Origin of the sequence: Microcella sp., assembly GCF_025808395.1 — a bacterium.
Taxonomy (GTDB): domain Bacteria; phylum Actinomycetota; class Actinomycetes; order Actinomycetales; family Microbacteriaceae; genus Microcella.
Genome location: NZ_CP075524.1, coordinates 858,436 through 875,372 on the forward strand (window position 1 = coordinate 858,436; position 16,937 = coordinate 875,372).

Annotated in this window: 18 protein-coding genes; 10 read left to right on the forward strand and 8 right to left on the reverse strand. The window is 68.3% G+C overall.

From position 1 onward, the window contains the following. Window positions 1–26 precede the first annotated feature (26 nt). The 3 genes from rlmN to KIT89_RS04200 are packed head-to-tail and all read right to left on the reverse strand — an operon-like array spanning window position 27 to window position 2,125. Window positions 27–1,253 carry a 23S rRNA (adenine(2503)-C(2))-methyltransferase RlmN gene (gene rlmN, locus KIT89_RS04190; protein WP_297603337.1) on the reverse strand — a complete coding sequence of 409 codons (1,227 nt, stop codon included), beginning with the start codon at window positions 1,251–1,253 and terminating at the stop codon, window positions 27–29. A gap of 54 nt (window positions 1,254–1,307) precedes the next feature. Further along, entirely contained in the window at window positions 1,308–1,799 is a 492-nt protein-coding gene (locus KIT89_RS04195; protein WP_297603338.1) for a CinA family protein, read from the reverse strand. Beyond that, window positions 1,796–2,125: a hypothetical protein gene (locus KIT89_RS04200; protein ID WP_297603339.1), complete on the reverse strand. Its 330-nt coding sequence runs from the start codon at window positions 2,123–2,125 to the stop codon at window positions 1,796–1,798. Before KIT89_RS04200 ends, KIT89_RS04195 begins: the two co-directional genes overlap by 4 nt. 185 nt (window positions 2,126–2,310) lie before the next feature. Here KIT89_RS04200 and KIT89_RS04205 point away from each other — a divergent pair, with 185 nt between their 5' ends. The 6 genes from KIT89_RS04205 (at window position 2,311) to KIT89_RS04230 (ending at window position 7,894) form a co-directional block, all read left to right on the forward strand. Continuing rightward, a complete protein-coding gene (locus tag KIT89_RS04205; RefSeq protein ID WP_297603340.1) occupies window positions 2,311–3,219 on the forward strand; it encodes an ABC transporter ATP-binding protein in 909 nt (302 codons plus the stop codon). Further along, window positions 3,219–4,073, forward strand: coding sequence for an ABC transporter permease (locus tag KIT89_RS04210; protein ID WP_297603342.1), 855 nt, complete (start codon window positions 3,219–3,221; stop codon window positions 4,071–4,073). Before KIT89_RS04205 ends, KIT89_RS04210 begins: the two co-directional genes overlap by 1 nt. After that, window positions 4,066–4,320, forward strand: a complete 255-nt coding sequence (locus KIT89_RS04215; RefSeq protein WP_297603343.1) for a helix-turn-helix transcriptional regulator — start codon at window positions 4,066–4,068, stop codon at window positions 4,318–4,320. The genes KIT89_RS04210 and KIT89_RS04215 overlap by 8 nt, the downstream gene beginning before the upstream one ends. A 105-nt stretch (window positions 4,321–4,425) precedes the next feature. After that, on the forward strand, window positions 4,426–4,860 hold the full coding sequence (locus KIT89_RS04220; RefSeq protein WP_297603344.1) for a YciI family protein: 435 nt from the start codon (window positions 4,426–4,428) through the stop codon (window positions 4,858–4,860). 2 nt (window positions 4,861–4,862) lie between these two features. Further along, complete coding sequence (locus KIT89_RS04225; RefSeq protein WP_297603345.1) at window positions 4,863–6,095, forward strand: RNA polymerase sigma factor; 1,233 nt, start codon at window positions 4,863–4,865, stop codon at window positions 6,093–6,095. 29 nt (window positions 6,096–6,124) lie between these two features. Next, window positions 6,125–7,894 carry a DEAD/DEAH box helicase gene (locus KIT89_RS04230; protein ID WP_297603346.1) on the forward strand — a complete coding sequence of 590 codons (1,770 nt, stop codon included), beginning with the start codon at window positions 6,125–6,127 and terminating at the stop codon, window positions 7,892–7,894. A gap of 16 nt (window positions 7,895–7,910) precedes the next feature. On the opposite strand, the gene KIT89_RS04235 is transcribed toward KIT89_RS04230, so the two are convergent. Together KIT89_RS04235 and KIT89_RS04240 are read right to left on the reverse strand one after the other, a co-directional pair. Next, window positions 7,911–8,612, reverse strand: a complete 702-nt coding sequence (locus tag KIT89_RS04235) for a response regulator transcription factor (RefSeq protein ID WP_297603348.1) — start codon at window positions 8,610–8,612, stop codon at window positions 7,911–7,913. Beyond that, window positions 8,609–9,871 carry a histidine kinase gene (locus tag KIT89_RS04240; protein ID WP_297603349.1) on the reverse strand — a complete coding sequence of 421 codons (1,263 nt, stop codon included), beginning with the start codon at window positions 9,869–9,871 and terminating at the stop codon, window positions 8,609–8,611. Before KIT89_RS04240 ends, KIT89_RS04235 begins: the two co-directional genes overlap by 4 nt. Window positions 9,872–10,022: 151 nt before the next feature. Here KIT89_RS04240 and KIT89_RS04245 point away from each other — a divergent pair, with 151 nt between their 5' ends. Together KIT89_RS04245 and KIT89_RS04250 are read left to right on the forward strand one after the other, a co-directional pair. After that, entirely contained in the window at window positions 10,023–10,814 is a 792-nt protein-coding gene (locus KIT89_RS04245) for an ABC transporter ATP-binding protein (RefSeq protein WP_297603350.1), read from the forward strand. Next, entirely contained in the window at window positions 10,811–12,199 is a 1,389-nt protein-coding gene (locus KIT89_RS04250; protein ID WP_297603351.1) for an FtsX-like permease family protein, read from the forward strand. The genes KIT89_RS04245 and KIT89_RS04250 overlap by 4 nt, the downstream gene beginning before the upstream one ends. A gap of 11 nt (window positions 12,200–12,210) precedes the next feature. Here the strand turns inward: KIT89_RS04250 and argG are convergent, their stop codons facing one another. Next, complete coding sequence (gene argG, locus KIT89_RS04255) at window positions 12,211–13,653, reverse strand: argininosuccinate synthase (protein WP_297603352.1); 1,443 nt, start codon at window positions 13,651–13,653, stop codon at window positions 12,211–12,213. Between the two features lie 49 nt (window positions 13,654–13,702). Next, a complete protein-coding gene (locus KIT89_RS04260; RefSeq protein WP_297603353.1) occupies window positions 13,703–14,332 on the reverse strand; it encodes a bifunctional 2-polyprenyl-6-hydroxyphenol methylase/3-demethylubiquinol 3-O-methyltransferase UbiG in 630 nt (209 codons plus the stop codon). Window positions 14,333–14,398: 66 nt separating this feature from the next. On the opposite strand from KIT89_RS04260, the gene KIT89_RS04265 reads away from it, so the two are divergent. After that, complete coding sequence (locus tag KIT89_RS04265; protein ID WP_297603355.1) at window positions 14,399–14,977, forward strand: helix-turn-helix domain-containing protein; 579 nt, start codon at window positions 14,399–14,401, stop codon at window positions 14,975–14,977. A gap of 74 nt (window positions 14,978–15,051) precedes the next feature. Further along, window positions 15,052–16,011: an NAD(P)/FAD-dependent oxidoreductase gene (locus KIT89_RS04270; protein WP_297603356.1), complete on the forward strand. Its 960-nt coding sequence runs from the start codon at window positions 15,052–15,054 to the stop codon at window positions 16,009–16,011. Here the strand turns inward: KIT89_RS04270 and KIT89_RS04275 are convergent. Continuing rightward, on the reverse strand, window positions 16,008–16,892 hold the full coding sequence (locus KIT89_RS04275; protein WP_297603358.1) for an SDR family oxidoreductase: 885 nt from the start codon (window positions 16,890–16,892) through the stop codon (window positions 16,008–16,010). The genes KIT89_RS04270 and KIT89_RS04275 overlap by 4 nt on opposite strands. Window positions 16,893–16,937: the final 45 nt, after the last annotated feature.

A 16,937-nucleotide genomic window follows, 5' to 3' on the forward strand; every position in this document is an offset into this window, starting at 1 on the left:
CCGAATCAGGTGCTCATCGGCGAGGATCACTCGGCGGCCGCGAGCTGCCCGCAGGCCCCGTCGATCTCTTTGCCTCGAGTGTCGCGCAGCGTGGTCGGAATTCCGGCCGCCTCGATGCGTCTCACGAACTCGCGCATGACGGCGGGCTCTGAACTGGTCCAGATCGAGCCGGGTGTCGGGTTGAGCGGAATCGGGTTGACGTGCACCCAGCCGCGGCCGCGCTCGAGCAGCTTCTGCGCGAGCAGGTCGGCGCGCCATGCGTGGTCGTTCATGTCTTTGATGAGCGCGTACTCGATCGACACCCGCCGGCCGGTCGCGTCGAAGTAGGCGCGCGCGGCGTCGAGCGCCTCGTCGACCTTCCAGCGCGAGTTGACGGGGATGAGCTCGTCGCGCAACTGGTCGTCGGGCGCGTGCAGGCTGAGTGCGAACGTCACCGGAATCTTCTCCTCGGCGAGCTTCAGGATGGCCGGCACGAGCCCTACCGTCGACACCGTGATGTGCCGAGCGCTCATGCCGAGGCCGTGCGGCTGGGGCTCGACCATCGTGCGCACAGCATCCATCACCCGGTTGTAGTTGGCGAGCGGCTCGCCCATTCCCATGAACACGATGTTGCTGACGCGCTCGGGCGTCGTCTCGCCGCGCTTCTTGCCCCCGAGCTCGCCGGCCGCGATGGCCGCGTTGGCCTGCACGATCTGGTCGATGATCTCGGCGGCCGACATGTTGCGCGTCAGCCCGGCCTGGCCGGTGGCGCAGAACGGGCAGTTCATGCCGCAGCCGGCCTGGCTCGAGACGCAGAGTGTGATGCGGCCCGGGTAGCGCATGAGCACGCTCTCGACGAGGGCGCCGTCGTGCAGCTTCCAGAGAAACTTGATCGTGTCGCCGTTGTCGGTGCGCAAGCGTCGAACCTCAGTCAGCAGCGGGGGCAGCAGGCCAGCCACGAGCTCGTCGCGCTGCGCGGCCGGCAGGTCGGTCATCGCCGCGGGGTCGCTCGTGTAGTGCGTGAAGTAGTGAGTGCTGAGCTGCTTCGCGCGAAAGCCCGGCAGACCGAGCTCTGTCACCCGCGCGACGCGCTGCTCGGCAGTCAGGTCGGCAAGATGCACGGGCGGCTTGCCCCTCTTGGGCTCGGCGAACTGCAGCACCGGCCGCCCGTCGGGGCCCATCTTCTGCTGCCAGCCCTCGGTCGTCGGGCGCACCTGGGGGCGAGCATCCGTCGATGCAGCACCGTTATTGCGGATGCCGCGCTCGATTGCCATACCCCCAGGGTACGCGGCGGCGCCAGAGAGCTCTGCCGTTGGCGGTCGAGCGGGTCAGGCGTCGAGCAGCTCGCGCAGCCGCACGAGAGCGTGCAAGGTGGTTCGCGACACCACGGCCACAGGGTCGCCGTCGAAGTGATGCGTCGCCGCCCAGTCTGCCCGGGGCGTGCTGACGGCGATCATCACAGTGCCCGCGGGGTGCCCCTCTGACTCCCCCGGCCCGCCGACGCCGGTCACCGCGACGGCCGCATCGGCTTTCATCAGTCGCCGAACGCCCGCCGCCATCTCGAGCGCGCACTGCTCGGTCACCACCGGGCCGCGGTGCACGCCGAGGGCCTCGACCTTGGCCGTCTCGCTGTAGGCGACGACACCGCCCGCGAACCAGAGTGCCGAGTGAGGCGCTCGGCCGAGGGCCGTCGCGATCGCTCCGCTCGTGAGCGATTCTGCGCAGGCGATCGACAGCTCTCGGCGCTGCGCGGCCGCTGCCACGGCAGCCGCTTCTTCGGCGATCGACTCAGCGCGCGAGAGCACGACCTCTGCATTCATCGGGATGCTCCGCCCGCGAGCACGAGCGTGGCGAGCAGCGCCACCACGATCATCGTCGAGTAGAGCGCCGCGAGTGCGGTGAGACGCACGCGACCCGCCGCGACCCAGGCGCGCACGAGCACCATCGACACCAGCAGCACCCCCATGATGACCACCGCAGAGAAGCCGACTGGCCTGAGGCCGTCGATCATGAGCAGCATTGCCCCGAGCAGCACGGCAGAGACGGCCGCCATCACGACCCAGGTGGTGCCAGCCGTGCTCGTGAGCGCCGGCTGATTGCGCACTTTCGTCTCGTCGAGACGCGCGTGGTCGGTATCGATGATCATGCGTCGACGGTATCGAGCCGCCCATCGCGCACGGCACCCCTTGACAATCGGGTGGTGGCTCAGGGTCGCGCGGTCGAGTGCTCAGGCGTGATGCACGGAGGCACCGTTCGTTCGACTACGTTATGCGCTACATTTCATAGTAACTCTACTACAGATTGAAGCATGATACTGATCGAGAGGCAGGCATGAGCAATCGCGACGTGGTGGTTCGCACACGCAACGTGACCATGAGGTATGGGCCGAAGTCAGTGCTGGCTGGCCTCGATCTCGAGGTGCTCCGCGGTGAGGTGGTCGCTCTGCTGGGGCCCAACGGCGCCGGCAAGACGACGACCATCGAGATCTTAGAAGGGCTGCGGTCACCGACATCGGGAGACGTCGAGGTGCTCGGCATCAACCCCCTGAACGCGAGCGCCGAGCACCGAGCACGAGTCGGCGTTGTGCTGCAGTCGTGGAGAGACCACGCGCGCTGGCGAGTGCGAGAGTTCTTGCACCACCTCGTCGTGCTGCACGCGCCGTATCGAGACGACGACCCGCAGTGGAGCGTCGACGGCTTGCTCGATCGAGTCGGATTGGCCGACAAGCCCAACGCGCGAATCGCCTCACTATCGGGCGGGCAACGTCGCCGACTCGATGTGGCCGTCGGCCTCGTCGGTCAACCCGAGCTGCTGTTCATGGACGAACCGACTGTCGGGTTCGACCCCCACGCGCGACGCGAGTTTCACGAACTCATGCACGACCTCTCAGACACGAGATCGACGACCATTGTGCTGACCACGCACGACCTCGCCGAAGCCGAACGGCTGGCCGACCGCATATTGATTCTCGACGGCGGCACCATCGCGGCCAACGGCAGCGCCGACGAGCTCGCGCGGCAGGTCGCCGGCGCCACCGAGGTTCGGTGGCGCATCGGCGACGATCGCTTCGTGCACTCGACCGATGACGCGACGAGCTACGTCAGAGAGCTGCTGCAGCGCGAGCCCCGGTTGACCGACCTCGAAGTTCGCCGCACGACCCTCGAAGACACCTACCTGACAATGGTGGCCCGCACTGCTGAACCGCCCGCACAACCGTTCGCCCACGAGGAGGAGAACTGATGACCCGCATCTCAACCAGCGCTGTTCGCGCCGGTGCCCTGCGCGGCGCCATCGAGTTTCGCAATAGCCTGCAGAAACCCGCCGACCTCACCTACTACCTGATCGGCGCAGGTGGGTTCGCGTTCGCACTCTGGTTCTTCCGCAACGACACCGTCGACGGGGTCGGAATCTCTGTGTCTGCCATCATCTTTCCGAGTGCCATTGCGCTCATGACCCTGTTCGTCGCGACCTACGGGCTCGCCACCCTCGTCTCGACAGAGCGAGAAGACGGCACCGTCTTGCGACTGTCGATTCTTCCCGCAGGAACCCTGACGTACGCCTGGGGACAGACCGTGCGCACGCTGCTCGAGCTCGCCTTCACCGTCGGGCTCTTCACCATCATCGCGAGCATCATCGTGCCCGACCTGTGGATTCGTGGCGGAGTCGGCGTTGCCCTCGCACTGGGCTTTCTTCTTCTCGGAATTCTCGCGTGCCTGCCGCTCGGCTTCGTCGTCGGTTCGCTCTTCAGCAACCCACGATCAGTCGGGGGCTGGGGTTTCATCGTGATCGGTGCGATCGTCTGGGCTTCAGGCATTCTCGCGCCGCTGACAGAGATGCCGCACTGGGCGCAGGTCGTGGCACAGAGCTTGCCCCTCTATTGGCTCGGACTGGGACTGCGCAGCGCGCTGCTGCCCGAGGGATTCGCCGTCATCGAGGTCGGCGAGAGCTGGCGCACGCTCGAGTCGCTCGGTGTTCTCGGCGCCTGGGCTGTTCTCGGACTCGTGCTCGCTCCCCTCCTGCTGCAGCGCGTTGCGCGACGCGACACGTTCGCGACGCTAGCGAGCCGACGCGAGAAAGCACTGCAGCGTGTCTGACTCGGCAGCACCGCGCGACAAAGCAGAGCAGGTGCACAACCGCATCGCCATGCTGCGTGTCGAACGCGGAATCAGCCGACGACAGTTCGCCGAGGCACTCGGTGTGCACTATCAGACTGTGGGCTATCTCGAACGAGGCGAGTACAGCCCGAGTCTGCACCTCGCGCTGCGCATCGCCGCATTTTTCGACGTGCCCGTAGAGTTCGTCTTCTCGCTGACCCCGTTCGCCCGCATCGCGCCGCACTGAAGCGCGATCACCACAGTCTTCGGCGCACGTGTCGATTCCCTCGCGTCTCATTCGACGCCATAGTGAAGGGACGCATCAGGCGGCCCGCCAGGAAAGGACACCATCATGCCGAAGTACATGCTCATCATGCGCAGCACCGCAGCAGCAGTCGAAGCATCGAAGAACCTCGACTTCGAAGAGATCATCAACGCCATGGGCGCCTACAACGAGTCGTTGATGCAGGCCGGGGTCATGGTCGGCGGTGAGGGCCTTGCGGACGAGCCGGGCGTCGTGGTCGACTTCTCGACCGACGACCGCATCGTCACCGATGGCCCGTACGGCGAGACGCACGAGCTGTTCAACGGCTTCTGGATGCTCGAGGTGTCGTCGCAGCACGAAGCCGTCGAGTGGGCGAAGCGCTGCCCGCTCGGCCCCGGCAGCAAGCTCGAGATTCGACGAGTCACCGACGAGAGCGACTTCGCCGACTTCTCTGACAATGAGTTCATTCAGAAAGAAGAGGGCTGGCGAGAAGAGATCGCGAAGAAGGCCGACAACCGCTGAGCATGCCTGGCGACGTCGAGAACACGGTCGCGGCCGTCTGGCGCATCGAGGCGGCTCGCGTCATCGCGACGCTCATCACGTTCGTGCGCGATGTCGACCTCGCCGAAGACCTCGCCCAAGAGGCGGTGGTGGATGCCCTGCGCCAGTGGCCGCAGCAGGGCATCCCCCAGAATCCCGGGGCGTGGCTGACCGCCGTGGCGAAGCGGAAGGCGATCGACGCGTGGCGCAGACGCGACGCGCTCGCCGAGCGGTATGCAGCGATGGCCGAGCACCTCGACGAGACCGTCGACGACGAGCTCGAGCCGATCGGCGACGAGACCCTGCGGCTGGTCTTCGTCGCGTGCCACCCCGTGCTCAGCCGTGAGTCGCAAGTCGCTCTGACCCTTAGGCTCGTCGGCGGCCTCTCGACCGACGAACTGGCTCGACTGTTTCTGGTGCCGGTGCCGACGATGCAGCAGCGCATCGTGAGAGCGAAGAAGTCGCTCTCGGCGGCCCGGGTCGAGTTCGAGGTTCCGCCACCGCACGAGTGGCCAGCGCGCATCGCGAGCGTGCTGTCTGTCGTCTACCTCATCTTCACCGAGGGCTACGCGGCCACGAGCGGCGATTCGTGGATGAGGCGCGATCTCGCTGCCGAGGCGCTGAGGCTCGGTCGTCGGCTCGTCGGCCTGCTGCCGCGAGAGTCTGAGGCGCACGGTCTGCTGGCCCTCATGGAGCTGCAGTCTTCTCGCTTCGGAGCGCGCATCGACGCGAACGGCAACCCTGTGCTGCTCGCCGATCAAGACCGCGCGCGATGGGATCACGGGCAGATCGCGCGCGGCCGGGCGTCGCTGGCGAGGGCAGACGCCCTCGCCAGCCGCAAGCAGTACGCGCTGCAAGCGGCGATCGCCGAGCAGCACGCGATCGCCGCCAGTGTCGAGACGACCGATTGGCAGCACATCGTTCTGCTGTACGAGCTGCTCGGCCGCGTCGCGCCCAGCCCCGTCGTCGATCTGAATCGAGCGGTCGCGGTGTCGATGGCCGGCCGGCCCGAGGCGGCACTGGCGATCGTCGACGCGCTCGCCACCGACAGCCGCTGGCGCGCATCGCCCCTGCTGCCGAGTGTGCGGGGCGAGATTCTGCTGCGCCTCGGCCGCGCCGTCGAGGGGCGCATCGAACTGCTCAGGGCCGCTGAACTCACTGCGAACGAGCGCCAGAAGCAGGCTCTGCTGCACCGCGCAGCGCACTCGGCACCGTGACAGCCCCGAACGCGCGTACCGTTGAGGTCATGACGCCTCATGATGACAATGCCCCGACCGAGGCCGACAGCGCGCCCGCAGCCCCTCTCTTCAGCGATCTGGGCTTGAGCCCCGAGGTCATGGCGGCGCTCACCGACGTCGGATACGAGACGCCGAGCGCGATTCAGGCGGCCACGATTCCCGCTCTGCTGGCGGGGCGCGACGTGGTCGGACTCGCGCAGACCGGCACCGGCAAGACGGCGGCTTTCGCTCTGCCGATCATCTCGCGGCTCGACGTCGCGCAGAAGAGCCCGCAGGCCCTCGTGCTCGCGCCGACTCGCGAACTCGCTCTGCAGGTGTGCGAGGCCTTCGAGAAGTACGCCGCCCACCTCAAGGGGGTGCACGTGCTTCCCGTCTACGGCGGTCAGGGGTACGGTGTGCAGCTCTCGGCCCTGCGCCGCGGTGTGCACGTCGTCGTCGGCACGCCCGGGCGCATCATGGACCACTTGGAGAAGGGCACCCTCGACCTGAGCGAGCTGAAGTATCTCGTGCTCGATGAAGCAGACGAGATGCTGAAGATGGGGTTCGCCGAAGACGTCGAGACGATTCTTGCCGACACCCCCGCCGAGAAGCAGGTGGCGCTGTTCTCGGCCACCATGCCTGCGGCCATCCGTCGCATCTCGAAGCAGCACTTGCGCGACCCTGACGAGATCACGGTCAAGACCAAGACCACCACCTCGGCCAACACGACCCAGCGCTACCTGATGGTGTCGTACCCGCAGAAGGTCGATGCCCTGACGCGCATTCTCGAGGTCGAGAACTTCGACGGCATGATCATCTTCGTCCGCACGAAGAACGAGACCGAGACGCTCGCCGAGAAGCTGCGAGCCCGCGGCTATTCAGCCCAGGCCATCAGCGGCGACGTGGCGCAGCCTCAGCGCGAGCGCACGGTCGAGCAGCTCAAGTCGGGCACGCTCGACATTCTGGTCGCGACCGACGTCGCGGCCCGCGGTCTCGACGTCGAGCGCATCAGCCACGTCATCAACTTCGACATTCCGGTCGACACCGAATCGTATGTGCACCGCATCGGTCGCACCGGGCGCGCCGGGCGCAGCGGTGCGGCGATCAGCTTCGTGACGCCGCGCGAGCGTCGACTGCTCGATGCGATCGAGAAGGCCACCCGCCAGCCGCTCACGCAGATGCAGCTGCCGACGGTCGACGACGTGAACGCCACGCGCCTGGCCCGCTTCGACGACTCGATCACGGCGGCGCTGGGGCAGACCGAGCTCATGACGGCGTTCCGCGACATCATCGGGCACTACGTCGAGCACCACGATGTTCCCGAAGCCGAGGTCGCTGCGGCTCTCGCCGTGGTCGCGCAGGGGGGAACCTCGCTGCTGCTCACCGAGGCCGACTTGCGCCCCGTGCGACCGCATCGTGACGATCGGGATGCTCGCCCCGCCCGCGACGGCGACCGCGCCGAGCGGCCTGAGCGCCGCAGCCGCACGGGCAACGGCCGCCTCGCGCCCTACCGCATCGAGGTGGGCCGTCGTCATCGAGTCGAACCGCGTCAGATCGTCGGCGCGCTCGCGAACGAGGGCGGCTTGAGCCGTGAAGACTTCGGTGCGATCGACATCAAGCTCGACTTCTCGATCGTCGAGCTGCCGGCCGAGATGTCGCGCGAGACGCTCGACAAGCTCGCGGCGACGCGCATCAGCGGCAAGCTCATCGAGCTGCAGCTCGATCGCGGGCCGCGCAAGCGCGCCGATCGACCGTCGCGAGAGCACGACGACCGACCCGCTCGCAAGCCGCGCCACTGAGCGCGGACGGCGCTCGTCACCCGCCGTGCGCCTGCCCGTCATCGCGCGCGTCGCCGCCGAGCCCGTGACGGTGTGCGAGCACGACGAGCTGCACGCGATCTCGAACCCCCAGCTTGGCGAGCACGTTGCTCACGTGGGTCTTGACAGTCGACTCGCTGAGATAGAGCCGCGACGCGATCTCGGCGTTGCTGAGCCCTTCGGCCGCCGCGTCGAAGACGAGTCGCTCTCGCTCGGTGAGGGTTGCGAACGCGGCAGGCGGGTCGGGGTGGGTGCGCGCCGGGGTCGTCGCGAGCAGCGCTGAGAGGTCTCCTGCCGCAGCGACCGCTGTTCCTGCGTGCACCGCTCTGATCGCCGAGATCAGAAACTCTGGGCTGGCGTCTTTCAGCAGAAACCCCGCGGCCCCCACGTCGACGGCCGCTCGCGCCCGCTCGTCGAGCCCGAAGGTTGTCAGCACCACGATGCGCAGGGGCGTCGACCGGCGCGCGGCACGTTCGGGGCTCAGCAGTCGACGTGTCGCTTCTGCTCCGTCGACGTCGGGCATGCGGATATCCATGAGCACGACGTCGGCCTCGACCTCGTCGAGCAGGGCGACAGCTTCGGCGCCCGTGCCCGCCTCACCCACGAGCTGCATGTCGGGCTGGGCCGCCACCACTGCGGCGACGCCGTGCCGGAAGAGCGGCTGATCGTCGACGAGCACCACCCGAATGTGCTCGGTCATGAGTCGCCCTCCCCCACCGGAACGCGGGCGATCGCACGGAACGTGTGCGTCGAGGCGTCGATGGTGAGAGACCCTGCGACAGCTTCGAGGCGTGATCGCGCGCCGTCGATCCCGGTTCCGTGGCGTGCTGCCGGATGCTCGCTGTCGCCCGCACCGGCAACGCTGTTGACCACCTCGACCTCGATGTGGTCGCTCGTCTCGGCAATGTCGACAATGAGCGGCTCGGCGCTGTCGCCGTGTCGTAGCGCGTTGGTGAGCAGCTCTTGCACCGCCCGGTAGAGGGCCACCGAGGCCTCGCCGCTCGGCAGGCGCACGGTGTCGGCTCGGCGCACGATCATGCCGGGGCGCGAGCGCTCGACGTCGCCGATGAGCCGGTCGAGGTCGAGACTCGAAGTCGGCTGCGGGCTCTCGATCGTCGAGTCGGTCGAGGTCGACTCGAGCGATGTCGATGCAAGAACCTGCCGCACCTCGCCCAGTGAGCGTCGAGCGGTATCGGCGATCGTGGCGACCGTGGTGCGCACCGCCTCGAGGTCATCAGGCTCGGCGACGTCTCGAAAGCGCACCGACTCAGCTTGCGCGATGATCACCGCGAGCGAGTGACCGACGATGTCGTGCACATCGCGCGCGAGCGACATGCGCGACGCCTGCAGGTCGGCGATCTCGCGTGCACGCCTCGCCTCGGCCTGAGCGAGCGCCGCGCGCTCGCGACCCTCGCGGCTGAGGCGCAGATACCGAGCGAGCAGCCCGATGAGCCACGGCACGGCGAGCACCATGCCGATGAGCACGACCAGCACCGCATAGGGCACCCATGAGGGTGTGAACGCGGTGCCGCCGAAGACGCGCACGATCCACGAGTCGATCGCCACCAGATAGACGACGGCGATGATCGCGCCCACGACGACCGAAGCGCCGCTCACCCGCAGCACGAGGGTCGAGCCGTAGTGCGCGGCCGTGGCGAGCACGATGAGCACCCCCAGCTGGGTGAGCTCAGCGTCGAGCCCACCGAGCATGTGCACGACGGTGCTCACCCACGCGAGCCCCAGAGCCCACTCTGGCCGCAGCCGGCGCACAGTCATGGCCGCGGCCATCACTGCAGCGGCGAATACGAACACGACGAGCGAGCCCGTGCCGACTCCCGCGTCAGCACTTCCGAGCGCAGCGCGCAGGCCTCCCGAGGCGATGAAGAGCACGAGGCCGCCGAGCCCGTCGGCGACGAGCACCCCGGTGCGCGAGCGCACGAGGGCCGGGTGAAGAGTCATGAGCCCATCCTGACGCGTCAACCCGAGCGCGGCATCCCCCTGAAGCACTCCCGACCGGTACTGCGGTACCGCACCGAGCGGTACCGACGAGGCCGGTATTGCGACTCGGGGGCGACGCGCAGCAGGCCAGAGCGCTCATAGCGTCGACGACATGACACACACCAGAACAGGGCGAGACGACATCGTCGCCCGCTGCACAGACCTCACTCGACTCTTCGGTGCTGACGGCGCGACCGTCGCCGCCGTCGACCGCATCTCGGCGGAGTTCCGTCGCGGAGAGCTCACTGCCGTCGTCGGCCCGAGCGGCTCGGGCAAGTCGACGCTCATGTACCTGCTCGCGGGGCTCGACGAGCCCACGTGGGGCGAGATCGAGCTCGACGGCCACGCCCTCGCCGGATTCGATGAAGCGCAGCTCGCCGCCCTGCGGCACGAGCGCATGGGATTCATCTTTCAGTCGTTCAACCTGCTGCCCGGGCTGAGCGCCATCGAGAACATTCGACTGCCTGAGACCCTCGGCCGGCGTCGGCGCGAGCACGACCCTGTGTGGGAGGCCGAACTCATCGCCCGCCTCGGCCTCACCGAGCTGCTCGAGCGCCGCCCGCACGAGCTCTCGGGCGGCCAGCAGCAGAGGGTTGCCATTGCACGTGCCCTCGCCCACCGACCCGCCGTGGTCTTCGCCGATGAGCCCACCGGCAACCTCGACCTCGCTACGGGCGGCGAAGTGCTGCACCTGCTCACCGACCTCGTGCACGACAGCGGCTGCGGCATCATCATGGTGACGCACGACCCGGTGGCAGCGAGCTCGGCAGACCGCGTGCTCTCGATTCGAGACGGGCACCTCGTGGCCGAACTCGGTCGCGCCACTGCCGCCGAGATCTCGGCGATCATGCTCGCCGGCGCGCTCGACGCGCAGGCCGTCGTGCCCGCTGAGGTGAATCGATGACCGGGCGTGGCGGCACCCTCGCCGCCATCGCCGTCATCACGCTGAGCGCCGTGTACATCACCCTGCTGACGGCGTTCATGGCGCTGCTGCGCACCGGACTGGTCTCGACCCCGTTCGGTCAGGGCGCGACGGCAGACATCGTGCTCGGCGTGCTCGGCTCGGCGTTTCTGCTCGTCGCGCTCATCGTCTCGACCGTCGTGGTGACCAACGCCTTCGTCTTGGTCGCGGCGTCGCGCGTCAACGACATCGCCTTGCGCCGACTGCTCGGCGCCTCGGCGTCGAGTGAGCGACGACGCATGGTCGCAGAAGGCGTGCGCATGTCGCTCGGTTCGACGGCCCTCGGCGTGCTGCTCGGCGCTGGCGCCGCGTATGCGATCTTCTCGGCCGGCTCGCAGCAGGGCGGCATGTTCGAAGACGCCCAGTTCTCAGACATGCTCAACCCCTTCGTCATCGCCCCACTGGCGGCCCTGCAGGTGTGCACGGTGGTGGCCGCCTGGCGTGGGTCGGCGATGGTGCTCGCCGCGAAACCCGTGCAGGCGCTCGGCATCGCCAGCACGCAGGCTGCGGGGGGCGACGACGAGGTTCGACTCAGTCGCGCCGCTGCGCTGACTCTGCTCGGCGGCATCGCGCTGCTCGGCCTCACCTTCGTCGCGGGCGCCTTCACACCCTTGGCCGCCTTTCTCGGCATCATCGCCGGCACTGTCGTGGCGATCGGCGTGCTGGCGGGAGCCAGCGGCATCATGCCGCGGGTGATGGCCCTCATCGCCCGACTGCTGCCGGCGCGGGGCCCGGCGGCGCTCGCGCGACGAACAGTCTCAGAGCACCCTGCCCGCACGTCTCGCGCCGCGCTCGGCGTGCTCATCGGGGTGGCTGTCGTGTCGATGTTCGTCGTCGCGACCGCGAGCGCCAACTTCTCGCTCGCGCTCAGGTATGAGGGCTCGGACCTCGCTGGTGAGGCCGACGAGGTGCTCTTGGCAGTCATGGGCATCGTGAGCGCCCTCATCGGGTTCGTCGTGATCATCGCGGCAGTCGGGCTCGCCACGACCGTCGCCTTGAACACGCGGCTGCGCGCTCGAGAGATCGCCGTGGCGCGCATTCTGGGCCAATCGAGGCGCGATGCCGCCACCGCCATCGTGCTCGAGTCTGCGGTGCTGAGCCTCGCCGCCGCGCTGTCGGGCCTCGCGCTCGGTGCCGTGCTGGGCTGGGTGGGAGCTCAGAGCGTCATCGGAGTCGCCATGCCCGGCGGCGTCGTGCTGCCGTTCGTGCCGCTGCCGCTCATCGGTGTCGTGCTCGCGACCTCGATCGTGCTCACGATCTTGTCGAGCGCCGCACCCTTGCGCTTCGTGCTCGCCGACTCGCCCGTGCGGGCCTTCGCCCGCGCCTGAGCGGCGCGAGCTCAGTCGGTGCCGAAGTCGAACGCGGCGCTCTCGCCGGCGGCGTCTAGGGCCTCGGCGAGGGCTTCGCGCTCGGCTGACAGCGGCACCGCGTGCTCGGTGACCTCATCGAACTCGCCCGCGGTGATGGTGCCCACGAGCTGAGCGGTGGCGCCACCGATGATGCCCTGCGCGGCATACTGCTCGAGCCGCGCGCGCGAGTCTGCGATGTCGAGGTTGCGCATCGTGAGCTGGCCGATGCGGTCGGTGGGGCCGAAGGCCGCATCGCCGACGCGCTCCATCGACAGCTTCTCGGGCGAATACGACAGACCGGGGCCCGTCGTGTCGACGATCGTGTAGTCGTCGCCGCGGCGCAGGCGCAGGGTCACCTCGCCGGTGACGGCCGAGCCCACCCACTTCTGGATGCTCTCACGCAGCATGAGCGACTGCGGGTCGAGCCACCGGCCTTCGTACATGAGCCGGCCGAGGCGCCGGCCTTCTGCATGGTAGTTCGCGATGGTGTCTTCGTTGTGGATTCCGTTGAGCAGTCGCTCGTAGGCGATGTGCAGCAGGGCCATGCCGGGGGCCTCGTAGATGCCGCGGCTCTTGGCTTCGATGATGCGGTTCTCGATCTGGTCGCTCATGCCGAGGCCGTGGCGGCCGCCGATGGCGTTCGCCTCGAGCACCAGGCGCACAGCATCCGTGTACTCCACGCCGTTGAGCGCGACAGGGCGGCCTTCTGCGAAGGCGACCGTGACGTCTTCGGTGGCGATCTGCACCGATTCGTCCCAGAACTTGACGCCCATGATCGGCTCGACCGTCTCGAGCGACACGTCGAGGTGCTCGAGCGTCTTCGCCTCGTGCGTGGCCCCCCAGATGTTGGCGTCGGTCGAATAGGCCTTCTCGGCCGAGTCGCGGTACGGAAAACCGTGGGCGACGAGCCACTCGCTCATCTCTTGGCGCCCGCCGAGCTCGGTGACGAAGTCGGCGTCGAGCCACGGCTTGTAGATGCGCAAGCGCGGGTTCGCGAGCAGCCCATAGCGATAGAACCGCTCGATGTCGTTGCCCTTGTAGGTGCTGCCGTCGCCCCAGATCTCGACGCCGTCGTCTTTCATGGCGCGCACGAGCATGGTGCCCGTCACGGCGCGGCCGAGCGGCGTGGTGTTGAAGTAAGTCTTGCCGGCGTTGCGAATGTGGAAGGCGCCGCACGCGAGGGCGACGAGACCCTCTTCGACGAGCGCGGCCTTCGCGTCGACGAGTCGGCTGATCTCAGCACCGTATTCGGTCGCTCGAGCGGGCACCGCCGCGACATCAGGCTCGTCGGGCTGACCGAGGTCGCCCGTGTACGTGCACGGAATCGCACCCTTGTCGCGCATCCACGCGACGGCCACAGAGGTGTCGAGGCCTCCAGAGAAGGCGATACCGACGCGTTCGCCGACGGGCAGTGAGGTCAAGACTTTAGACACAGTGCTCGAGTCTACTGAGGGGGCGGGATGCCCTCTCGACGCCGTGCGATCAGTGACGCTTCGCCAGCACGACGACGTCGAGCAGTTCGCCGGGGGTGCCATCGGGGGCGACGACCTCGCGCGCGCGCACCTCTGACACCTCGATCGTCCACTCGTCGTCGAAGGCAAGATCAGCCCGCGTGTCATCAAGGCTGGGAAGGTGGTGGTGGTGGGCGTGCTCATCGGCCCACGGCGGCGGGGCCGCGTGCCCGACGACGAGCAACCGACCTCCCGGCGCCACGGCATCAGCGGCACCACGCAGAATCGACCGACGGTCGAGCTCGCCCGGCGAGTGCAGATAGCTGGCGAGCACGAGAGCGAAGAGGCCGGTGGGTACGCCGTCGACCTGCAGGTCGCGTCGCTCGAAGCTCGCTCGCACCGTCACCCCCCGATCGTCGGCGGCTCGGGTCGCGCGCTCGATTGCGACGGCAGAGACATCGACTCCCGCGGCGTGCCAGCCTCGCTCGGCGAGCCAGAGCACATCGCCGCCCTCGCCGCAGCCGAGGTCGAGTGCTGTTGCAGGCTCGAGCGGCTCGATGAGTTCGGCGACGACGGCGTTCACCCTGCCGCTCCACATCAGGGGTTTTTCGGCATACCGGGAATCCCACAACTGCTGGGCGGTCGGTTCGAGGTCAGTCATGGGTCGAGCATCGCGCGCCCAGCATCCCATCGCAAACCAGTATGCGAGATCTGCAAGAATGCCGACATGACCAACGACGCCGTGCGGCAGATCGGGCCGCGGCTGCGCGCAGCGCGGCGCCAGCGCGGGCTCACGCTCGACCAGCTGGCCACAGCAGCCGGGCTCTCGGCGAGCACCCTCTCGCGGCTCGAGAGCGGCAAGCGCAGCCCCGGCCTCGATGTGCTGCTGCCCCTCGTGCGCGAGCTGCGCATCGGGCTCGACGAGCTGATTCCGAGCGGGGTGCCCGACCCGCGAGTCTCGGGACGAGTCGTCGAACGGCACGGCATGCGCATTCTCGACCTCTCGCCCGCTGGTGCTCCCGTGCGCACATGGCGCGTGAGTTATCGTGCGCGGCTCGACCCGCCTCAGCCTCGGGTGCACGACGGCTACGAGTGGCTCTACGTCATCAGCGGCAGGTTACGGCTCGTGCTCGGCGATCACGATGTGGTGCTGGGGCCCGGCGAAGCGGCCGAGTTCGACACGCGCGTACCGCACGCTCTCGGGGCAGCCGACGCGCAGGGTGCTGAAGTGCTCAGCATCTTCAGCGACGAAGGTGCGCGCATCCACACGGCAGTGCAGACGGAGCCGCTGAACTCGCCCGAGTAGCGCCACGCCGGCAGTGCTTGCGCATTCTGCAAGAACAAATGCGCGCAGCGCACGATGCTGTGCAGGGTGTCAGCATGACTTCTGCGAGCAGCACTCCCCCGACACCAGAACTTGACGTGCTCGTGATCGGCGGTGGTGCCGCCGGGCTCAGCGGTGCCATCATGCTCGCTCGGTCTCGACGCCGCGTCGAGGTCATCGACTCTGGTGACCCTCGCAACGCTCCGGCGGCCGGTGTGCACGGGCTACTCGGCCATGACGGCATCAGTCCTCTCGCTCTGCTCGAGCGCGCCCGCGGCGAGCTCGAAGGCTTCGGCGGCACCATCAGCCGTGCGACCGTGGTGGCGGCACGACCGACGGGTGCAACCTTCACGGTCGACCTCGACGACGGCGGCACGCGCACGGCTCGCCGACTGCTCATCGCGACGGGGCTGCGCGATGAGCTGCCCGAGATCTCGGGCCTGCGTGAACGCTGGGGTCGCGACGTCATCCACTGCCCCTACTGCCACGGCTGGGAGGCGCGCGACCAGCGCATCGGCGTCATCGCGACCGGGCCCTTCGCGGCGCATCAGGCACTGCTCTTCCGTCAGTTGAGCGACGACGTGCTCGTCATCGCTCCCGAGCCCGGCAGCGTGAGCGACGACGATCGCCGACGGCTCGACGCGCGCGGCATCGCAGTCTTCGTCGGCGAACCGCACGAGGTCGTCGTCGTTGACGACCGCGTGCGGGGATTGTCTCTGAGCAACGGCTCAACGGTCGAGCGCGATGTGCTCGTCGTCGGAGCCCCCATGCGAGCTCGACTCGACGGCCTCGACGGGCTCGGGCTCGTGGTCGACGAACTGCCGGGCGGGTTCGGCACCGTCCTCCGCGTGGACAACCTCGGCAAGACTTCGGTCGCGGGCGTGCGCGCGGCGGGCAACGTCGCCGACCCGAGCGCTCAGGTGGGCGCGGCCGCTGCCGCGGGTGCCATGGCGGGCGCCCAGCTCAATGCCGAACTCGTCGAGCTCGACATCGAGTCGGCGCTGTCGATCGCCTAGAGGTGACGCCCACCCGTGACCCCGATGATCGTGCCCGACACGTAGGTGGCCTCTTCTGAGGCGAGATACACGTACGCGCCTGCCAGTTCGGCGGGCTGTCCTGCGCGACCCAGTGGCGTGTCCTGGCCGAACGACGACACCTTCTCGTCGTCCCAGCCGGTCGACGGAATCAGCGGAGTCCAGATCGGGCCGGGCGCGACGCCGTTGACGCGAACCCCGAGCGAGCCCCAATCGTTCGCCATCGCCCGCACGAAGGCAACCTGGGCCGCCTTCGTCATGGCGTAGTCGAGCAGGCCGGGCGACGGGTCGAACGCCTGAATCGAGGTCGTGAGAATGACGCTCGCCCCGGGGTTGAGGTGAGGCAGCGCTGCCCGCACTGTCGCGATCTGCGAGAACAGGTTCGTCTCGAACGTGTGTCGAAGCTCGTCTGCCGTCACATCGTGCACACTGCTACGGTCTCCTTGTCGCGCCGCATTGAGCACGAGAATGTCGAGCCCGCCCAGCTCTCCGACGGCCTGATCGACGATGCGCTCAGCGAACTGCTCGTCTCGCAGGTCGCCTTCCATGGCCACAGCGGTGCGCCCCGCGTCGCGCACCTCGTGCTCGGTCACCGCGGCATCGGCGTGCTCTTCGGGCAGGTGGGTGAAGGCGACATCGGCACCTTCGCGCGCGAAGGCGATGGCCACCGCACGGCCGATTCCCGAGTCGCCGCCCGTGATGAGCGCTCGCCGCCCGAGCAGTCGACCGTGCCCCTTGTACGAGTCTTCGCCGTGATCAGGAGTCGGCGTCATCTCTTCGGCCAGCCCCGGGGCGTCTTGGCTCTGCGCCGGAAACTCTTCGGCACGGTGCAGGGTGGTCGGGTCGTGGGTCTGGGCGTTCATGGCTCCCCCTCAGAAGTCAGGTCGAGTGCTCGACGGCATTCACCA

What these genes read in the sequence shown, in the direction of transcription:
- rlmN (WP_297603337.1), bottom strand. Translation starts at nt 1,253, where the DNA reads ATGGCAATCGAGCGCGGCATCCGCAATAACGGTGCTGCATCGACGGAT.
- KIT89_RS04195 (WP_297603338.1), bottom strand. Translation starts at nt 1,799, where the DNA reads ATGAATGCAGAGGTCGTGCTCTCGCGCGCTGAGTCGATCGCCGAAGAA.
- KIT89_RS04200 (WP_297603339.1), bottom strand. Translation starts at nt 2,125, where the DNA reads ATGATCATCGATACCGACCACGCGCGTCTCGACGAGACGAAAGTGCGC.
- KIT89_RS04205 (WP_297603340.1), top strand. Translation starts at nt 2,311, where the DNA reads ATGAGCAATCGCGACGTGGTGGTTCGCACACGCAACGTGACCATGAGG.
- KIT89_RS04210 (WP_297603342.1), top strand. Translation starts at nt 3,219, where the DNA reads ATGACCCGCATCTCAACCAGCGCTGTTCGCGCCGGTGCCCTGCGCGGC.
- KIT89_RS04220 (WP_297603344.1), top strand. Translation starts at nt 4,426, where the DNA reads ATGCCGAAGTACATGCTCATCATGCGCAGCACCGCAGCAGCAGTCGAA.
- KIT89_RS04225 (WP_297603345.1), top strand. Translation starts at nt 4,863, where the DNA reads ATGCCTGGCGACGTCGAGAACACGGTCGCGGCCGTCTGGCGCATCGAG.
- KIT89_RS04230 (WP_297603346.1), top strand. Translation starts at nt 6,125, where the DNA reads ATGACGCCTCATGATGACAATGCCCCGACCGAGGCCGACAGCGCGCCC.
- KIT89_RS04235 (WP_297603348.1), bottom strand. Translation starts at nt 8,612, where the DNA reads ATGACCGAGCACATTCGGGTGGTGCTCGTCGACGATCAGCCGCTCTTC.
- KIT89_RS04240 (WP_297603349.1), bottom strand. Translation starts at nt 9,871, where the DNA reads ATGACTCTTCACCCGGCCCTCGTGCGCTCGCGCACCGGGGTGCTCGTC.
- KIT89_RS04245 (WP_297603350.1), top strand. Translation starts at nt 10,023, where the DNA reads ATGACACACACCAGAACAGGGCGAGACGACATCGTCGCCCGCTGCACA.
- KIT89_RS04250 (WP_297603351.1), top strand. Translation starts at nt 10,811, where the DNA reads ATGACCGGGCGTGGCGGCACCCTCGCCGCCATCGCCGTCATCACGCTG.
- KIT89_RS04260 (WP_297603353.1), bottom strand. Translation starts at nt 14,332, where the DNA reads ATGACTGACCTCGAACCGACCGCCCAGCAGTTGTGGGATTCCCGGTAT.
- KIT89_RS04265 (WP_297603355.1), top strand. Translation starts at nt 14,399, where the DNA reads ATGACCAACGACGCCGTGCGGCAGATCGGGCCGCGGCTGCGCGCAGCG.
- KIT89_RS04270 (WP_297603356.1), top strand. Translation starts at nt 15,052, where the DNA reads ATGACTTCTGCGAGCAGCACTCCCCCGACACCAGAACTTGACGTGCTC.
- KIT89_RS04275 (WP_297603358.1), bottom strand. Translation starts at nt 16,892, where the DNA reads ATGAACGCCCAGACCCACGACCCGACCACCCTGCACCGTGCCGAAGAG.